This is a genomic window from Paracoccus versutus (genome assembly GCF_029909795.1).
Lineage (GTDB): Bacteria > Pseudomonadota > Alphaproteobacteria > Rhodobacterales > Rhodobacteraceae > Paracoccus > Paracoccus versutus.
Window position 1 is genome coordinate 160,422 of record NZ_CP038196.1, and the last position, 17,930, is coordinate 178,351.

The following is a 17,930-nucleotide window of genomic DNA, read 5'->3' on the forward strand; positions in this document are numbered from 1 at the left end:
CGGATCTCAGCCTAATAGGCGGACGAGATCCATCGCATCCTCGCAGGATTCGAGCCCCTGTGCCATCGCGACGGCGCTGTCCACGGTCTCGCGCGACAACGGGCGCGGGGCGACGGCAGCGCATTCGGCGAATTTCTGCGCCAAGTGGTCCCATTCCATCGGGTTGCCCGTGTTGCCAGGGGTTTCCGCCCCACCGCGTCCTTCCAGCGTGCGCCCGTCAGCGGTGACTATCTCGACCTTCGCATCCGGCATAGCGCCGGTCCAGTCGAAGGCGCTGTCATCGACCGGCACGACGCGGTCCGCCATGGCAAGGATTCTGGGATCGCGCAGCCCGGCTTGGGTGAAATGCTCGATTCGAACCGCGCCATAGGCAGCGGCCGCGCCAAGGGTGAACGGCAACGAGAACCTTGCGTCCATCGACATCTTGGGACGGCGGCGTTCCTCGACCGGATAGGACATGCGCTGCTGAAAGTCGCCGACATATGCGCGCAGTTCGACAATATCGGCCGGCCCGAGGCGATGCTCTTCGATAAGCTTCAGCACCGCGTAGATATAGGTATTGGCAATGCCGCAAACCGGCCAGGGCTTGAACTGCATCGACGCGCCGCCAAAGACGCTGCCCAGCCCGGCAACCGCGCGCGCGCGGTTGAAATCGTTCTGGAAATAGACCGGCATGATCCCGGCCTGACCTTCGAACACCCGTTGCAGGCCCGTAGTGCCCTGCTCGGCCAGCATTGCGGATAGAACGCCGGTCTTGGCGACGAATCCCGCGTACAGCTCGCCCAGATCGCTGCCGGTGCCAAAACGCATTTCCAGCGTGCCACAGCACCCGAGACTTGCGATGCCAAGCGCGTTGGAACATTGCGCGGCGCTCAGCCCGAGGGCCTTGGACGCAGCGGCGGTTGCGGAAAAGGCGCCGAACACCGTGGTGGTGAGCCAGTCGAGCCGCTGATGGTTGAGGCTGCGGCGCAGGCGCAGAAAGATGTCTTGCCCTATTGCAACGGCGGTGATGAGCTGTTTGCCATCCACCCCGCCACGATGCTCTGCCGCCGCGATGGCGGCGGGGATCAGGCTGCTGCTGGCGTGATTGCCGTCCGGAGCAACGTCATCGAAATCGAGGCAATGCGCCATGGAGCCGTTTGCAAAAGCCGCCATCAGCGGCGAGGTGCGGTCGCCAAAGCCCAGGACGGTACAGCGCGGCTCGCCGCCGTTCTGGCGCACAACGTTCATCACGCCCAGGATCGCCGGCACCGTGCCCCCGGCGGCAAGAATGACGCCCAGCAGATCAAGGATCCCCATCTTGGCCTTTTCGATGGCCTCAGGCGGAAGATCCTCATAGCGGCACCCGGCGATATACTTGCCAAAGTCCTGTGAAATGTCCTCAATGGTCACGATTGCCCCCCCTGCCGTGTGACGGCGCATGAAAACGACGGCGGACGATCAGCCGTCAAGACGACTATGAAATATCCTGATATTTAGGATTTCGCAACGATCTCGTTCCTGATTTCATCCGTTCCCCGAGCTATGCTTCTCGGCACAAACCGCATCGAGCCAGACCAGACGTCCGAATATATTTGACATTATCCTGAATATAGGGATATTATTAGTCAAGGAGGCTGCGCCACAGATGACAAGATGCGATCTCTCCGGCGCGATTGTACCCGTAACAGGGGGTGCCTCGGGTATCGGACTCGCAATCTGCCGCAATCTCCGTGCCGAAGGCGCCCGCCCCGTGCTGATCGACCGCGATGCCGAGGCAGTCCGGCGCGCGCTTGACATGCTCTACCCAGACGAGATGCGCGATCCCTATGGCCATATCCTCGACGTATCCGAGATGGGCGCGGTCGATGCGGCGTTCTCTGAAATCCTGAGCGACCTCGGCCCGGTGACCCATGCAGTGACCTGCGCCGCGCGGGTCTGGCGTGGCAAGACCATGGACATGCCCGAAGAGGACTGGCAATCCGTCATGAACGTGAACATCAACGGCACCCTTCACGCCTGCCGCGCCGCCGCGCGCCAGATGGCACAGAACGGCGGCGGGGCGATCGTCAATGTGGCTTCGATCGGTGGGCTGCGCGTCCGGCTCGACCGGACGGCCTATGCCACCACCAAGGCCGCCGTGATACAGATGACCCGCGCGCTCGCGCTCGAACTCGGCCCCAACGGGATCCGCCTGAACTGCATCGCGCCCGGCCTTGTCCGAACGCCAATGCAAGAGGCGAGCGCCTCTTTCCTCGGCTCGACCGCCGCGCTCGATGCGGTGGTGGATCGCGCGGCGATCAAGCGCCTTGCCGATCCCGACGAGATCGCCAGGCCAACCCTGTTCCTGCTGTCGGATATGGCCAGCTACATCACCGGCGAAACACTCGTGGTCGATGGCGGCGTCAATATCCGCTACGCCTGACCCCTCGCAAGAAGGACCCCGATCATGCAGATCTCTCCCGGCCCCGCCGCCATGCTGCGCGGCATATTCGGGGATGCCGCGCAGCTGTCCTATGTCGTGAATGATCTCGACGCGACGCTGCGCTTCTGGACCGAAAACCTCGGGGTCGGCCCCTTTGTCGTCATCGAGGATGCCGCCAAGGACCGCATCATCGCCTATCGCGGCCAGCGAAGCCGCGTGACCATGTCGCTGGCCTTTTCCTATGTGGGCAATGTCCAGATCGAGCTTGTCACGGCCCGCTCGACTGACCCGACGCCATGGACCGACTTCCTCGCAAGCGGGCGCGAGGGGCTGCATCATATGGGCTTTTGGCCCTCAGACCATGCTGCGGCCTGCGCGCGCCTCGACGCTCTGGGCTTTGCCCTGTCTACGCGCATCGAAACCGAGGACGGCAAGCTGAGCGCGGCTTATTTTGAAGGGCCTGCGCATTTCGGCCACATGGTCGAGCTTGCCCCCGACAGCCCCGCGCGGATGCGCTATTTCGGCGGGATCCGAAAGCTGGCCGAAACTTGGGACGGGACGCGCCCTGTGCGCCGCTTTGCCAGCCGCAAGGCATATCTCGCCTCGGACGACTGCCGCCCCTGAAGACCCCCGAACACATCTCCGCCAGGAAAGACCCCGCCAGATGCCCAATCCCCACACCGATACGATGCCTGTGATCCGCACCATCGCCATGCCTGCCGACACCAACCCGTCCGGAGACATCTTCGGCGGGTGGCTGATGGCCCAGATGGATCTCGCGGCGGGCAATCTGGCGGCGCGCACCGCTCGAGGGCGCGCCGCAACCATTGCGGTTGAGGCGATGACCTTTCTGCGCCCGGTCAAGGTCGGCGACGAAGTATCGCTTTATGCCACGTTGATCTCGACAGGGCGCACCTCGATGAGGATCGGGGTCGAGGCTTGGCGCCGCGACCGCTATGGGCACCAGTCCGAACAGGTGACCCACGCCATGTTCACCTTCGTGGCGATCGACCCCGAAGGTCGGCCCAGACAGCTTGTTACGCAGGACTGAACCGGCATCGCCCACACCAGCGGAACCACACCATTCGGTTATATAATTATTCCTATTATATAGGATATTTCATTTGCTAAGGATGGGAATCCGCCTAGACTTCCGCCGAACTCAGGAGGAGAGACGACGTGAAGTCAGTTACATTTTCCGATTTTGGCGGCGCACACAAGATTTCCATCTCTGAAAGACCAGATCCAGTCCTGCAAGCTGGCGAAGTCATTGTGCAGGTGATCGCAAGCAGCATAAATCCTACTGATCAGGATTTCTTGAACGGTATCCGTGTGCCGGACGATCTTCCGCCGCCCTATACCGCGGGCATGGATTTTTCCGGGCGGGTGATTTCTGTCGCGGATGACGTCACGAATGTCGTGCCGGGACAGACCGTCATCGGGGTCGCAAAACCACGCAGCGCACGTGGCGGCGCTCAGTCCGAAAAGATCCGCGTCCCCGCAGCATCCGTGGCGGCCATCGCCCCGGACGTCGATCTTGTCGCCGCGGCGAGCGTTCCGATGAACGCGCTGACCGCGCTTCTGGCCCTTGACCACCTTCGGCTTGATCCCGGCCAGACCCTGCTCGTGACCGGTGCCACGGGGATGCTTGGCGGACTGACAGTCCAGTTTGCCAAGCGCGCTGGCCTTCGCGTGCTCGCCAACGCATCTGAGAGTGACCGCAGGCTGGTTTCCCAGCTCGGCGCAAACGAGGTGCTGCCCCGCAACAAGGGGCTTGAGGACGCGATTCGCGCAACCGCCCCCGAAGGTCTCGACGGGGTCATGGACGGCGCGCTCATCAGCAAGGATCTGGCGCATCTGGTGCGAGACGGCGGGCGCATCGTCTCACCGCGCGCTGTCTACCGCATCGACGATCCTCGTCTTGACGTCGGTTACGTCGCGGTCACCAGCGGGGTCGAGGACACGGACAAGATCTCACTCATCGCGAGGTTGCTCGAACGGGGCGAGCTGACGCCGCGCCTCGCCGATGGCGGCGTGTTCGACTTCAGCAAGGCATTGAATGCCTACCTGATGGCGGCGGCTGGCGGTTATCGTGGCCGGGTCGTTCTGACCTTCGGCACATGACCGTCCCCGCTCCCACGCAACGTCGTTCAAAGGCATGATCCACATGACTGAAGACCAGAACCACGCCCTGGTGACGCAGCTCGTGACCTTCGCGCGCACCGTGACCAAGGAAGACATCCCGGCGCCCGTCATGCACGAATGCAAACGCTCGCTCATTGACTCGCTGGGCTGCATCACCGGCGGCGGCAGCCACCCGCTTGTGACCCGCGCAACCGCTACGCTGTCGCCCTTTTTCGGACCCGCCCAAGCCTCGCTGCTCGGACAAGGCAAGCAGGCCGACGTGCTGCACGCCGCGCTGCTGAATGGCACGGCGGGGGCCGCCTATTCGTTCTTCGACAACTATTCGGCGGCCCATCTGCACGCCGGGGGCAGCCATGCAGGCGCGCTGATTGCGCTCGGCGAATGGAAGGCCGTGTCCGGGCAAGAGCTGTTGCTGGCCTATGCGACGGGGATGGAAATCGCCTGCCGCCTGACCAAGGCCATCGCCCACGCGCCCGCCGAGATGGATGTCGGCTGGTCCACCGGCGGTATCGTCAACGGGCTATCGATCGCACTTGCGGCCGGGCGGCTGCTTGGCCTGTCTCAGGAACAGATGGTCTGGGCGCTTGGCATTGCCGTATCGCAAGCCGCCGGAATGCGGATCGCGCATGGATCGATGACCGCGTCCATGCTGTATGGGCAGGCATCGCAGACCGGCCTGCGCGCCGCGATCCTCGCCCGCGAGGGCTTCACCAGCCCCGCCCATTCGCTATACGGCCGCTTCGGCTATACCGAACTTTTCGCACACAAGACCAACCTGCCCGCGCTGGTCGCCGGGCTTGGCACGGTATGGGAGGTCGCCAGGACCAACTACAAACCCTATCCGACCGACATCGCGATCCACGCGCAGATTCAGGCCATGCTCGCGCTCAAGTGCGCCCATGGCTTCGAGGGTGCCGACATCTCGGGCATCACCGTGCAATCCAGCAAGTTGGCGAAAGACTTCTGCGACCGGCCGGCCCCGGCCAACAGCCTGGAAGCAAAGTTCAGTTCGCAACACTGGATCGCTGCCGCCGGCCTGCATGGGCGGATTGGGCTGGATCTGGGACGCGACGAGGTGGTCCACGATCCCGAGATCCGCCGGCTCCGCGCCGCGACCAAGCTTGTCGAGAAAGGCGAGCTCGCCTGGAACGCGACCACGCTGTGCGTCACGCTCGGCTCGGGGCAGACAGTGGAGGCCAAGGTCGACCATTGCATCGGCAGCCCCGCGGCCCCGATGACGGACGACGATATCGTGGAAAAATGCCGGTCCCAGGCGGCACAATCCATCGGCGCGGAACGAGCAGATAAGCTTCCCGACCTGTGCTGGAGCCTCGAAGCCGTTGCAAACGCGGCGGATCTGGCCCGCGCGGCCTGCTGATCACAGCACCCGCGCGATGCTTGCAAGAGCGCGCGCGGGGCCTTTCGCGATCACTTTGGGACCTGATCTTGCCATCTGTAGCGCTCTTCATCGCCCAGCATGTCGCGGATTTTGCGGTTTGACAGCAGGCCTTCGTGCTTGTCCAGCGGTCGGCAGGCTGATTGCCCAGCAGATGACGCCGGCGGCGGTCGAACTGGCGCTTGATGTCCGCTCGGAGATCGAAGCCAGCCACCAGGAAGCCGACCAGCTTAGCTGTCGCGCGGTAGAGCGGGCCCAGGCGGAGGCCGACCTTGCGCAGCGCCGCTTCATGCTTGTCGACCCCGGCAATCGCCTCGTCACCGACACGCTGGAAGGCGAATGGAAGAAGAAGCTCCGCGTTCTGGCCAATGCCCGGGAAGAGCGCGAGCGGGCACGGGAGCGCGACCAATTTTGTCTCGACCAGGCTGTCCGCGAGCGGCTGGTTGCCATGACAGTCGATTTCCACAAGCTTTGGGCCGACCCAGATACCCCAAACCGCGAACGCAAGCGCCTGATCGCCCACATCGTCGAAGATGTTACTCTCGTCAAAGTGCCCGCGGCAGGCATCACCAAGGCGCACGTGCATTTCAAGGGCGGAAAGCTGCAAACGCTTACCATCCCCAGCCCCAAATCCGCCGCCCAACAGATCAAGACGCAGCGGGCATCATCTAACTGGTCGATAGGCTGCTCGACGATCACATCTATTCCGAGATCGCGGAACTGCTCAACCAACAGGGCTATCGACCGGGTACCTGATGTTGCAGCTGCGCTTCGAGGCGATCCCCCTGTTGTTCGGCTTCATTCTCGGGCCGGGCCTCGAAGAGAATTTCATCCGGTCGATGACGGTCTATCGTGGCGATCTCACTGAGTATTTCCAGCGGCCGATCACCGCTTCGATCCTTGGCGTGACGCTGCTGCTGATCTGGAGCTTCGTGTCAGTAGCGCGGCGTAAAACCGGCGCCCGGATAAGTGACACGGCAGCACGGCCTGATTGCAGGGCCGCAAACCAGCGAGCGCGGGCGCCTTACGGCTGGGCGCGCTCTTGTGCTTGGAGTCACATAAAATCTTGCATTGTGAGATTTTATGTATTCTAGTAGTATTTGCCGGGGGGAGGAAAGGAAGCGCACCGGGCATTCAGAGAGCCCCTTCACGTTTCCCCTTTGGCCCGCCGCCTGTCGTAGCAGGGCCACGAAAAAGCAACGAGGAGGTATTCAAGAATGACAGACACACACACCCGAGCCCGCATCTGCACGGGATTTCTTGCCACAGTGACCGGCCTTGCCCTGTTTGCGAGTGTCGCAAGCGCTCAGGACGACCCGATCCATCTCGAGGTCGTGACCCATTTCACCACGAATCCGTACAACGTCTATTTCCAGCAGCCCTTCTTCAAGGAATGGCTGCCGTCGCTCACCGCGGGACAGATCACCTCGAATCCGATTCCGTGGGATCAGGTGGGGCTTGGCGGTTTCGAGATGATGAAGCTGCTCAAGATGGGGACGTATGACATGGCTAACGGCACGCTGGCCTATGTCACCGGCGACAACCCAATGCTCGAAGGGGTGAACCTGCCCGGCTCGCTGCAGGACATTGACGACGTGCTTGCGGCAGACAAAGCGTACCGCCCGATCCTCGAGGATGTCTTCGAGAAGACCTTCAACTCAAAGCTGATCGCGACCTATTTCGATCCTGTCGTCTCGATCATCTGCAACCTGCCCGGCCTTGGCGAAGACGCCACTCTCGAAGATCTAAAGGGCAAGACAGTACGTAGCTACGGCGCCGCGATTTCGGACTTCATCGAAGGTCTTGGCGCAACGCCCGTCCTGATGCCTTTCGCAGAGGTCTCGACCGCGATCCAGCGCGGCTCCGTCGACTGCCTCGCCACCTCGACCACCGCGGCCTATGCGACCAAGTTCCCGCAGATCACCACCCACGTCTTCCAGATCGCGGCGAATTACTCGATTCAGTTCTCGGCGATGAACCTCGACACTTGGAACCGCATGTCGCCCGAGTTGCAGGGCACATTCCAGACCGCGATGAACATGCTGCACGCCCACATGGCCGAACGCGCCCGCGTGGACGAGATCGATTATTGGGCCTGCCTTGGCGCAGGGCCCTGCAAATACGGCGAGCCGGGCAACCTGATCATGATTCCGCAGACCGAGGCGGACACGCAGCTCATGCAGACCATCCTGACAGAGAAGGTGCTGCCGCGTTGGGCCGAGCGCTGCGGCGATCGGCCCTGCATCGCCGAATGGAACGAACGGATCGGCCCGATCGCCGACGTCACCTACGACGGCAACTGATCGTCCGATCTTTCACAGGCACCGTCACGGCACGGTGCCCCTCTCACGCTCGAAAAGGGGGCCGCCCATGGAGCAGCCAGCGCTCATTCGCCACCTCGACACATGGGCGAAATACGTCGCCCGTGTCGGTGGTGGCATCATCTTTGTCATCGCGATCCTTGTCACCATCAACACGCTTGGCCGGAAATACTTTGGCGTGACCTTTTCCGACGCGGCGGAAGTCGCGGGCTATCTCTTTGCCATCGCGGTGTCGTTCGGTTTCGCCTTCGTGCTGGTCCGGCGCCAGAACGTCCGCATCGATTCCGCCTATAACCTCATGCCGTTGCGCATGCGTTCGGTGTTCGATGTGATCTCGGCGATCTGCTTCTTCGTCGTCATGGTCATGCTCACCCGTCACGCCGCGCGGCTGGTGTTCGCGTCGTGGGAGGGCGGATCGCAATCGGTCTCGTCCATGGCCTTTCCGCTGTGGATCCCGCAGCTTGCCTGGGCGATCGGCTTTGTCCTGCTGTGTATCGTAAGCGGCATCGTCACGCTATACGCGATTGCCGCCCTCGTTCGCGGCCAGCACGACAGAGTGAACAGGCTCGTCGGCATCCCCTCGCTCGGCGAAGAGATCGAGGAATTCACCGAGGCGCCCGACCGCACCCAGTAAGGTGCCGTTTGGAAACAGGAAAATTCAATGTCATATCTAATCGTCATCGGCCTTCTGGTCATGATCGCGATGTCGATCCCGGTCGCCGCGGTGCTCAGCATGCTGGCCGTCGTGCTTGCCGAGGTGAACGGGCGCGAGCGCCTGCTCAGCGGCATGGCAAACATCATCTGGGAGCAAAGCAACAGCTTCGTGCTGCTGTCCGTGCCGCTCTTCATCCTGCTGGGCGAGATCACCCTGCGCTCGGGCATCGCCTCGCGCATGTACGGTTCTATCGCCACATGGCTGTCCTGGCTGCCGGGCGGGCTGATGCACGCCAATATTGGCGCCTCCGCCGTCTTCGCGGCCACCTCCGGGTCGAGCGTCGCCACCGTCGCAACCGTGGGCACGGTGGCCTATCCCGAGATCGAGAAGAAGGGCTATCACGAGGGGCTGTTCCTTGGCTCGCTGGCGGCGGGCGGCACGCTGGGCATCCTGATCCCACCGTCGATCGTGATGATCGTCTACGGCGTGATGACCAACACCTCGATCCCCGAGCTTTACCTGGCGGGCATCGTGCCCGGCGCGCTTCTGGCGATGCTCTTTTCGGGCACCGCAATGGGGGCGTGCCTGCTGCGCCCGGACTGGGGCGGCAAGAAGATCCGGAGCACCTGGAAAGAGCGCCTGGCCGGTCTGCCTCAGCTCGTTCCGCCGCTGCTGATCATCGGAGCGGTTGTCGGCTCGATCTATGCCGGGATCGCGACGCCGACCGAGGCCGCATCATTCGGGGTTGTGACGGCGGTTATTCTGTCGGCCTTTTACGGGACGCTCAGCGTGAAGATGCTGCTCGAAGCCTTCGAGCGCACGATGCTGACCACTTCGATGATCCTCATCATCGTCTTCACCGCGCTTTTCCTGAACTTCGTCATGGGCTTCATCGGCGTGACGCGCACCGTGCTGGACACCATCACCTCGCTCGGGTTCGGGCCGGTGCTCATCCTGCTGGTGCTGGTGGTGTTCTATCTGGTGATCGGGATGTTCATGGAAACCCTGTCGATGATGCTGCTCACGCTGCCGCTGGTCTTTCCGCTGGTGATGGGCCTGAACGTGCCGGGATATTCGGACGTCTGGTTCGGGGTGGTGCTGACCTTGTTGATGGAGATGGCTTTGATCACGCCCCCCATCGGGATGAACCTATTCGTGGCACAAGGCGTGCGCACACGCGGAGGCGCGTTTGGTGATGTCGCCCGCGGCGCGCTGCCGTTCCTCCTGCCGATGCTGGGCCTCGTGCTGCTGCTGATGCTGCTGCCCGGCCTCGCGACCTGGCTGCCGGACACGGTCTACCGCTGACAGGAGCGTCGGCCCCTCAGAAACGGCAAAGGCCGGGCATGATGTCATGCCCGGCCTTTTTGTTCCGACAATTTGGAGAAGCCCCCTGCCCCGGTGGGCGCGACAGAGTGCCGACGTCGCCAGACTATCGCTGAAGGAACGGGTTCGCTGTCTGTCCCTTGCCAGTCGAGAACAGGATACTCTTGGTTTCGAGATAATCGTCGATGCCGACCAACCCGCCTTCGCGGCCCAGGCCAGACTGCTTCATCCCGCCAATGGGTAGGATCGGGCTATAGGCGCGATAGGTGTTCACCCAGACGGTGCCCGCCTCCAGCGCGCGTGCCATACGGTACTGTCGCCCGAAATCCGCCGTCCAGACCCCGGCGGCAAGACCGAAGATCACGTCGTTGGCGATCTCGACCGCCTCGGCCTCGTCTTCGAACCCGATGATCGACAGGACCGGGCCAAAGATCTCTTCCTGGGCGACCTTCATATTGTTGGTCACATCGGTGAAGATGGTCGGTTCGATGAACTGGCCATCGCTCGATCCGTCGACCGTGGCGACCTTGCCGCCGATCACGCAGCGCGCGCCATCGGCATTGGCCGCCTCGATATAGGACAGCACCTTCTGGAACTGGGGCGGGGTCGCGATCGGGCCGATATTCGTTTCGGACGAATTGGGGTCGCCCATTCGAATAGTGCGCGTCAGGCTAACCAGCCTTTCCGTAAACGCCTCTTTGATCGAGTTCTGCACCAGCAGGCGCGAACCTGCCGTACACATCTGCCCCGCCGCGCCAAAAATCCCCGCAACGGCACCAACCGCCGCCGCATCCAGATCGGCATCCTCGAACACGATGTTCGGAGATTTCCCGCCAAGCTCCATCGTCACGCGTTTCATCGACGCGGCGGCAAGCTGGTAGATCATCCGGCCGGTGGAATCCGATCCGGTAAAGGTTACCTTGTCTACCAGCGGATGCTGCACCAGCGGGCCGCCGATCTCGGATCCAAGCCCGGTCACGATGTTGATGACGCCGTCGGGCAAGCCCGCCTCTTTGGCGATCTGCGCGAATGCCAGCGTGCTGACCGAGGCGAATTCCGATGGCTTGAGCACCACCGTGCAACCGGCGGCAAGCGCCGGCGCGCACTTCATGGCAACGAAGGTCAGCGGAGAGTTCCACGACGTCAGCGCCGCCACAACGCCTACCGGCTCGCGCACGGTCATTGCAAGCGTATCCGGCTTGTCGACCTGCGGGACCGAGCCCTCGATCTTGTCGGCGAGGCCGGCATAGTAATACCAGAACTCGGGAAGCGCGTTCATCTGGCCCTTCATCTCGGCCAGGATCTTGCCGTTGTCGCGCGTCTCGATTTCGGCCAGCCGGTCGGCATTCCGCGCGATCCCGTCGCCGATGGCGCGCAGAAGATGGCCCCGTTTCGTCGCCGACATGGTGGACCACGGCCCGGATTTCAGCGCGCGGCGAGCCGCCTTGACCGCGCGGTCTGCATCCTCGGCGCCACCACGGGGAATGCGGGCCCAGACCTCGCCCTTGTAGGGATCGGTCGATTCCAGCCACGCACCACCCGCTGCCGGTTGGTGCGACCCGTCGATGAACATCGGATGGTCGTGCATGTGAATTCTCCTATTTCAAGTTGTCGTGCGCCTCGAAAGGCATAGCGACCCGCGCCGAAGGCCGCCGCGCGTGAGCCCGACCGCAGGCGCGCCGCACGCATCGACGCGGGCGGCCGCACCAATCCTGCCCTGCACCGCCCCGAACTGGCCAGGGCGGGCTGTCCGGGGCGGGCTGGCTCATTTTCCTTTACCGGCGCCCCGGCCGCCGACCGTGTAGATCGCCGCTGCGGCCACCACCACCACGCCCTCGATCAGCCCCTGGTAATTGGCCCCGAGGTTCAGGATATTGAAGCCGTTGGTGAGCGAGTAAAGAACAAGCGCCCCGCCCACCGTCTTGACGACGCTACCGGCGCCGCCAAACAGCGAGGTTCCGCCGAGGATCGCCGCCGCGATGACCGTCAACTCTGCGCCCTGAAGTCCGGTGGGGTTCATCGAGCGCAGCCGCGCGGCGAACAGGATGCCCGCGAACCCGGCGGTCGCGCTACAGAACACGAAGGCCATCAGCTTGTACTGGGTGACGTTGATGCCCGAAAGCCTGGCCGCCTCTGGATTACCGCCGACCGCGTAAATCCGTCGCCCAACACTGGTGAAGCGCAGCACGAACCAGACGGCCGTCGTAAAGAGCGCCAGATAGATGACCGGCTTCTTGACCATCACCTCAAACCCTGCCGCAAAGGCGAAGGCCATGATCGCAGCGCCCGACAGCAGCAGACCAAGCGAGGACGGACGAAGCCCGCCCGCGCGGACCAGCTTGACGATTCCGAGCACCAGCAGCAGCACCGCCAGCACCGTCAGCGCAATGCCCACATCGACGCGATTGGATTCGAAGACGCGGAGGGCCTGCTCCACCGCAGGATCCTTGATCGTCAGCGACGCGCCGTCGGTGTAGATCAGCACCAGCCCTCGGATCGCGGTCAGCGATCCCAAGGTGACGATGAAGGCGTTGATCCCCAGAAACTGCACGATCGAGCCATTGACCACCCCGGCGATGATCGCCGTGCCCATGGCCATGACAAAGGCGCCGCCCAACCCCATCGCATTCGCAGATCCGACGAAAACCGCCGCCGACAGTGCCGCGACCGAGGCGACCGACAGATCAAAGTTCCCCGAGATCAGGATCACCGTCATCGCCACGGCCATGAACCCGATCAACGACGATTGGTAAAGGACATTCATCACATTGAGAACGCTCAGATAATTTGCGCGCCCCAGCATCGCTGTCGTGATCGACAGGACGACCACCAGAATCAGCAGGGCGTAGAACACGCCCATTTCCCTCAGCCCGAATGTCTGCATCCAGTCGACGCGCTTCTCCGCCGTCATTGCGGGCCGGCTCGTTGCGTTGGCCAAATCTGCGTCGGCTGCTTTGTCTTGTGTGCTGTCCATTGTCTCTATCTGCCTTGCTGCGACCGTATTCAGGCGTCCGCCGGAGCCATCTGGCCACCGGCCAGAAGGACCAGGTCATGTTCATTGGTTTGCCCCACCGCGCGCTCGGCAATGCAGCGCCCGTCACGCATGACGAGGATTCGGTCGCTGACCGCGATAAGCTCTTCGAATTCCGAGGACACGAAGACGACCCCACAGCCTTGGCTGGCGAGCTGGCGGGCGAGGATCAGAATATCTGTCTTGGCGCCGATATCGATCCCCGCGGTCGGCTCGTCGAAGAGGAACAGCTTCACATCGCTGTAAAGCCATTTCGCGATGGTCACCTTCTGCGCGTTGCCACCGCTCAGTTCCGTTACAAGCTCGTCGGGTGATCCGGCCTTGATCCCCAGCTTGTGGATCGCATCGACCGCCCGCGCACGCTCGCGCTGCTCGACCGGCATGACCCGGCCGACAGACACGCCGCTCAGTGCCGGCAGCGAGATATTGCGCCAGATCTCGAAGCCCGGGATCAGGCCCAACTCCATCCGGTCCTCGGGCACCAGCCCGATCCCGGCGGCCACGGCCGCGCCGGTGCTGCGGCCCAGCGTGCGGCCCTCCAGCACGACGTCGCCCCTTGCGTCAGGGTCAGCGCCAAAAATCGCATGCAGCAACTCGCTGCGCCCCGAGCCCAGCAACCCGGCAATGCCGATCACCTCGCCCTTGCGCAGCGTCAGCGACAGCGGCGCCAGCTTGCCGGGGGACCTGAGATCGCGCAGCTCCAACAGCGCCGGAGCGCCGTCCAGCCGGCTCGGGTCGCGGTCATAGCCTGCGGTTTCCATCTGGGCGATGGCCCGCCCCACGATGGCCTCGGCGATCATGCTTTCGTCCAGCGTATCGGTGCGCGCATGCATCACCGCACGGCCATCGCGCAATACCGTGACCTCGTCCGTCAGGTCGATGATCTCGTCGATGAAATGCGACACGAACAGGATCGCCTTGTCCTCCTGTCGTGACAAGCGGCGGACGATTTGGTAGACGAGCTCGCGCTCTTCGCTGGCAAGCGATGCGGTCGGCTCGTCCATCACGATCAGCTCGGCGTCGCCTGCGATGGCCTGAAGGATCGCCACCATCTGGCGCGCGCCGATGGACAGGCTGCCAACCGGCGCGTCGGGGTCGATCCAGTACTGAACGCGGTCGCAGACCTCCTGGAAATGTCGGCGCATGGCCTTGGTGTCCCGCCAGAACGACCTGGAGCCAAGATAGATGTTCTCGATGACCGAAAGCGTAGGGATCAGCGGGATATGCTGGTGGATGGTTTCGACACCCATGTCCTGCATGGCGCGCGGACCCGACGGCATGACGGCCTCGCCCTTCCAGTAGATGGTGCCGCCCGTCGCCCTCAGCGCCCCCGACAAGACCTTGATCAGCGTTGATTTACCGGCTCCATTGGCACCGAGCAGGCCATGGACGCATCCCTTCTGGATTTCGAGATCGACACCGCTCAGTGCGACTGTGCCGTTCGGGAAACGCTTGCGCACCCCGTCGAGCCGCATCACGATCTCATTCGCTGCCATTGTACACCTTCCGGCGATCCATAGTCCGGATCGGCGCTCTGCGACGGACCGGCTTGCAAGCCGACCGCGGGATCACGACGCGATATCTCACGATGTGTCCTCCTCCAGTTTTCCCTATCGCCCCGCAGGGCCTGGGCCAGAACGGTCGTCCGGCATCGGCATCGCGGGTCGTTGCGACCTTGTGATCGCCTCCATCTATCATTAATCCCTATTATTGAGATTTTGTCAATTCACTTACCAACATCTCCTCCAGATCGGCCGGACACAGGCACCGATGCTTGGCCAAAACTTGTGCGTTTCTAACAGAAATTGACAACAGAAGCGTATTCCCGAAGGCCGATTCGGGTCTCACGATATCGACGGAGCGATAAGACGTCCGACCAGATTCACAAGATTGCGTTTGACAATTTCTCGCATTATAGGATTATGGTTGAATCGCAAATCCACGGCGACTCGGGTCCGACCCGATGGTCCGTTGGGACGGGGCCGGAACGACCAACAGCGCCGGATCTGCCGCAGCGCCATTTCGGGGGAGCTGGCCCGGCAGGACCTGTAGGAGGAAACAGGCCGCCGACGCTCGGCGGCTCAATAATCGACAGACCGGGAGGAACCATGAATAGACTCAGGAAAATCAGTCGCACCCTCGGCGTGACGACCAGCCTTGTCATCGCTGGCACGGCCGCACAGGCCGACGGCACCGTTGCGGTGATCGTGACGAACTTTCAGAATGTTGCCGAGGTCAGCATGGCCGAAGGCTTCTCGACCAAAGCCAAAGAGCTTGGCTACGACGTGGTCGAAATGGACTCGAAAGGCAGCGTCGAACGCCAAGCCAACGCCATCGACGACGCCATCGCCCAAGGCGTCAAAGGCATTGCAGCAATTGTGCTTGACAGCGCGGTCGCCGCAAGCTGGGTGGACAATGCCAATGACATGGACGTCAAATTCTCGGCCATGGCAGTGCAGGTCGGCGACCCGAGCAACCCGTGGTCCGAGGTCTATCCCGGCCTCGCCTCGCTTGTCGGGCGCGACGACTATGCGACCGGCGCAAGGATCGCGAAATACGCAACGAGCCTGTTCGACGAGGGCAAGCCGCTCAAGATTGGCCTCGTCGAAGGGATGCCGGGCTATTCGACCGTGATCAACCTGACCAACGGTTTCAAGGCAGGGCTGGAGGAGGCCGGTGTAGAGTACGAGATCGTGATGTCGCAACCCACCGACTGGACCCAGGTCAAGGGGCAGGAGGTCTGCCAGAACGCGCTGACCGCCACGCCTGACATCGATCTGTTCTATGCCCACGCCCAGACCATGGCAGTCGGCTGCGCCGACGCGGTGGACGATGTCGGCTCTCAGGCCAAGATCGTGACCGCCGCCGGCGGTTTGGCCTTGGGGCACCCCTATGTGCAACGCGGCCAGATCGCCGCGGCAGTCTGCGAGCCTTGGCACGAAATCGGTGCCCGCACTGCCGAGACGCTTATCGCGTCCATCGACGGAACGGATGTCGAAACCCCGCAGCTCGTGACGCTCGAGCTGCCGATCTACACCGCCGAAAACGTGGACAGCTGCAAGCCGGAATGGTGACGACCCGACCGGCCGGGGCGTGACGCAGGCTTGTGACCCCGCACCGCGCCTCGGCATGCCGATTCGCAACGACCGCCAAAGGCCCGCATTTCTACCTGCGGCCCTACTACCATGGGCACCGAGACCCATGGGCCCGCTCACGCCGCAAGACAATCCAAAGAGGGAGGAAACCTCCGTGACCAAAGCTCAAAACTACGATTTCTCGGGGAAATCCGTGTTCATCACCGGCGCGGGAAGCGGTATCGGCCGGACCACCGCACTCGCCTTCGCGCAGGCCGGCGCGAAGGTCGCCGCCATCGACATGAACGAGGCGGCGGCGCAAGAAACCGTCGGCCAGATCGAAGCGGCCGGCGGCAAGGCCATTGCGATCAAATGCGATGTGACAAAAAGCGCAGAGGTCAAAGCCGCCGTCGATCAGACCTTGTCAAGTTTTGGCTCGCTCGACTGCGCGTTCAACAACGCGGGTATCGAACAAGGCGTCTATCCGCTGACCGATGTCACCGAAGAGCTGTTCGACAAGCTGTTCGATGTGAACGTCAAGGGCGTTTACCTGTGCATGAAGCACCAGATTCCGGTGATGGAGAAACAGGGCGGCGGGACCATTGTGAACACCTCATCGACCGCAGGCGTTCTGTCGATCCGCAATCAGGGAGCATACTGCGCCACCAAATACGCTGTGGTCGCACTCTCGAAATCCACCGCGCTCGAAGTCGCCGGGCAGAACGTGCGGATCAACGCACTCTGCCCCGGCATCACCGACACCCCGATGATCGAGCGCGTCTCGGGCGGCACTGAAGAGGGCCACGCACGCCTCGTCGCGCAGGAGCCCGTTGGGCGCTATGCCCGCCCCGAGGAAATGGCCCGCGCCTGCATGTGGTTGTGCTCCGACGACAGCGCTTTTGTCGTGGGCGCAGCGATCAACATCGACGGCGGGCAGAGCGCAGGCATCGGCTGAGCCGGCCCGGCAAATGCAGGCAATAGGCGGCCAGTATGCCTGGCCGCCTGTTCTTGTTCGGTGCCCGGCGTCACGGAATCGAGATCACGTCAACGCCGCTCACCGAACAGACTGCATATTGCTGTTGAATTACACCATGTTTAGCCAACACCGCGTTCCAACGGTCGACATCGGCCTGCGCGGCGTGCCGGTTCAGACAGTCCTGTGTGGTCCAGAGCTCGCTCGCGCGCAGGACGTCCGGTTCGACACAATCCCGTGACAGGTCATAGGCGATGAACCCTTCGTGAGCGCGAAAGAGCTCGATCACCTCCAGCAGCTCGGGCACCGCCCGCCCCGCGGCCCCCTCGGGAAACGAAAGGGTTGCGACAACGGCGACTTCCATGTTCTTGAGTTCGGGCAAGTGTTCCTCCTGTCGATAATATCATATAATAAGATATTACTACACAAGACATAGAGCTCAAACCCTATCGTCGCGACTGGGCTCGTCCCTTCGGTTGGCCTTCTTCAGTAGAAAATGGACCGGAATGGCTACTCGAAGGCAGGCAATGCGCTTCCCCGGCCTCTGAATTGCCGATTTACAAAAAGAAATTCTTTGAGTTATCCCTTATTGTGGGATTTATAATGAT

At 62.6% G+C, this 17,930-nt stretch carries 16 protein-coding genes; 11 read left to right on the top strand and 5 right to left on the bottom strand.

From position 1 onward, the window contains the following. Nucleotides 1-6: 6 nt before the first annotated feature. Entirely contained in the window at nt 7-1,392 is a 1,386-nt protein-coding gene (locus E3U25_RS00780; protein WP_208861553.1) for an MmgE/PrpD family protein, read from the bottom strand. A 235-nt stretch (nt 1,393-1,627) separates the two neighbouring features. On the opposite strand from E3U25_RS00780, the gene E3U25_RS00785 reads away from it, so the two are divergent. The 9 genes from E3U25_RS00785 to E3U25_RS00825 all read left to right on the top strand — a co-directional run bounded on the left by E3U25_RS00785 (nt 1,628) and on the right by E3U25_RS00825 (nt 10,226). Next, nucleotides 1,628-2,404 carry an SDR family NAD(P)-dependent oxidoreductase gene (locus E3U25_RS00785; RefSeq protein WP_116221400.1) on the top strand — a complete coding sequence of 259 codons (777 nt, stop codon included), beginning with the start codon at nt 1,628-1,630 and terminating at the stop codon, nt 2,402-2,404. 24 nt (nt 2,405-2,428) lie between these two features. Next, complete coding sequence (locus E3U25_RS00790; RefSeq protein ID WP_116221399.1) at nt 2,429-3,028, top strand: VOC family protein; 600 nt, start codon at nt 2,429-2,431, stop codon at nt 3,026-3,028. A 40-nt stretch (nt 3,029-3,068) separates the two neighbouring features. Next, nucleotides 3,069-3,455: an acyl-CoA thioesterase gene (locus E3U25_RS00795; protein WP_116221398.1), complete on the top strand. Its 387-nt coding sequence runs from the start codon at nt 3,069-3,071 to the stop codon at nt 3,453-3,455. A 128-nt stretch (nt 3,456-3,583) separates the two neighbouring features. Then, nucleotides 3,584-4,528: an NADP-dependent oxidoreductase gene (locus E3U25_RS00800; protein ID WP_116221397.1), complete on the top strand. Its 945-nt coding sequence runs from the start codon at nt 3,584-3,586 to the stop codon at nt 4,526-4,528. Nucleotides 4,529-4,571: 43 nt separating this feature from the next. Next, on the top strand, nt 4,572-5,927 hold the full coding sequence (locus tag E3U25_RS00805) for an MmgE/PrpD family protein (protein WP_166435446.1): 1,356 nt from the start codon (nt 4,572-4,574) through the stop codon (nt 5,925-5,927). A gap of 172 nt (nt 5,928-6,099) precedes the next feature. Continuing rightward, nucleotides 6,100-6,813, top strand: coding sequence for a hypothetical protein (locus E3U25_RS00810; protein WP_208861552.1), 714 nt, complete (start codon nt 6,100-6,102; stop codon nt 6,811-6,813). A 349-nt stretch (nt 6,814-7,162) separates the two neighbouring features. Beyond that, a complete protein-coding gene (dctP, locus tag E3U25_RS00815; protein WP_116221395.1) occupies nt 7,163-8,248 on the top strand; it encodes a TRAP transporter substrate-binding protein DctP in 1,086 nt (361 codons plus the stop codon). 67 nt (nt 8,249-8,315) lie between these two features. Continuing rightward, a complete protein-coding gene (locus tag E3U25_RS00820) occupies nt 8,316-8,900 on the top strand; it encodes a TRAP transporter small permease subunit (RefSeq protein WP_116221394.1) in 585 nt (194 codons plus the stop codon). Between the two features lie 27 nt (nt 8,901-8,927). Then, nucleotides 8,928-10,226 carry a TRAP transporter large permease gene (locus E3U25_RS00825; protein WP_116221393.1) on the top strand — a complete coding sequence of 433 codons (1,299 nt, stop codon included), beginning with the start codon at nt 8,928-8,930 and terminating at the stop codon, nt 10,224-10,226. A 124-nt stretch (nt 10,227-10,350) separates the two neighbouring features. On the opposite strand, the gene E3U25_RS00830 is transcribed toward E3U25_RS00825, so the two are convergent. The 3 genes from E3U25_RS00830 to E3U25_RS00840 form a co-directional block, all read right to left on the bottom strand. Continuing rightward, nucleotides 10,351-11,832, bottom strand: coding sequence for an aldehyde dehydrogenase (locus tag E3U25_RS00830; RefSeq protein ID WP_116221392.1), 1,482 nt, complete (start codon nt 11,830-11,832; stop codon nt 10,351-10,353). Between the two features lie 177 nt (nt 11,833-12,009). Beyond that, nucleotides 12,010-13,155: an ABC transporter permease gene (locus E3U25_RS00835; RefSeq protein WP_166435504.1), complete on the bottom strand. Its 1,146-nt coding sequence runs from the start codon at nt 13,153-13,155 to the stop codon at nt 12,010-12,012. Between the two features lie 92 nt (nt 13,156-13,247). Beyond that, entirely contained in the window at nt 13,248-14,771 is a 1,524-nt protein-coding gene (locus E3U25_RS00840) for a sugar ABC transporter ATP-binding protein (protein WP_208861550.1), read from the bottom strand. A gap of 612 nt (nt 14,772-15,383) precedes the next feature. Here E3U25_RS00840 and E3U25_RS00845 point away from each other — a divergent pair. Then, the gene (locus E3U25_RS00845; RefSeq protein ID WP_166435445.1) at nt 15,384-16,349 is read left to right on the top strand and encodes a sugar ABC transporter substrate-binding protein; all 966 of its coding nucleotides are present in this window, start codon (nt 15,384-15,386) and stop codon (nt 16,347-16,349) included. A 175-nt stretch (nt 16,350-16,524) separates the two neighbouring features. Next, complete coding sequence (locus E3U25_RS00850) at nt 16,525-17,304, top strand: glucose 1-dehydrogenase (RefSeq protein ID WP_116221742.1); 780 nt, start codon at nt 16,525-16,527, stop codon at nt 17,302-17,304. 70 nt (nt 17,305-17,374) lie between these two features. Here E3U25_RS00850 and E3U25_RS00855 read toward each other — a convergent pair whose 3' ends face one another. Continuing rightward, a complete protein-coding gene (locus E3U25_RS00855; RefSeq protein ID WP_147304482.1) occupies nt 17,375-17,704 on the bottom strand; it encodes a putative quinol monooxygenase in 330 nt (109 codons plus the stop codon). Nucleotides 17,705-17,930 lie beyond the last annotated feature (226 nt).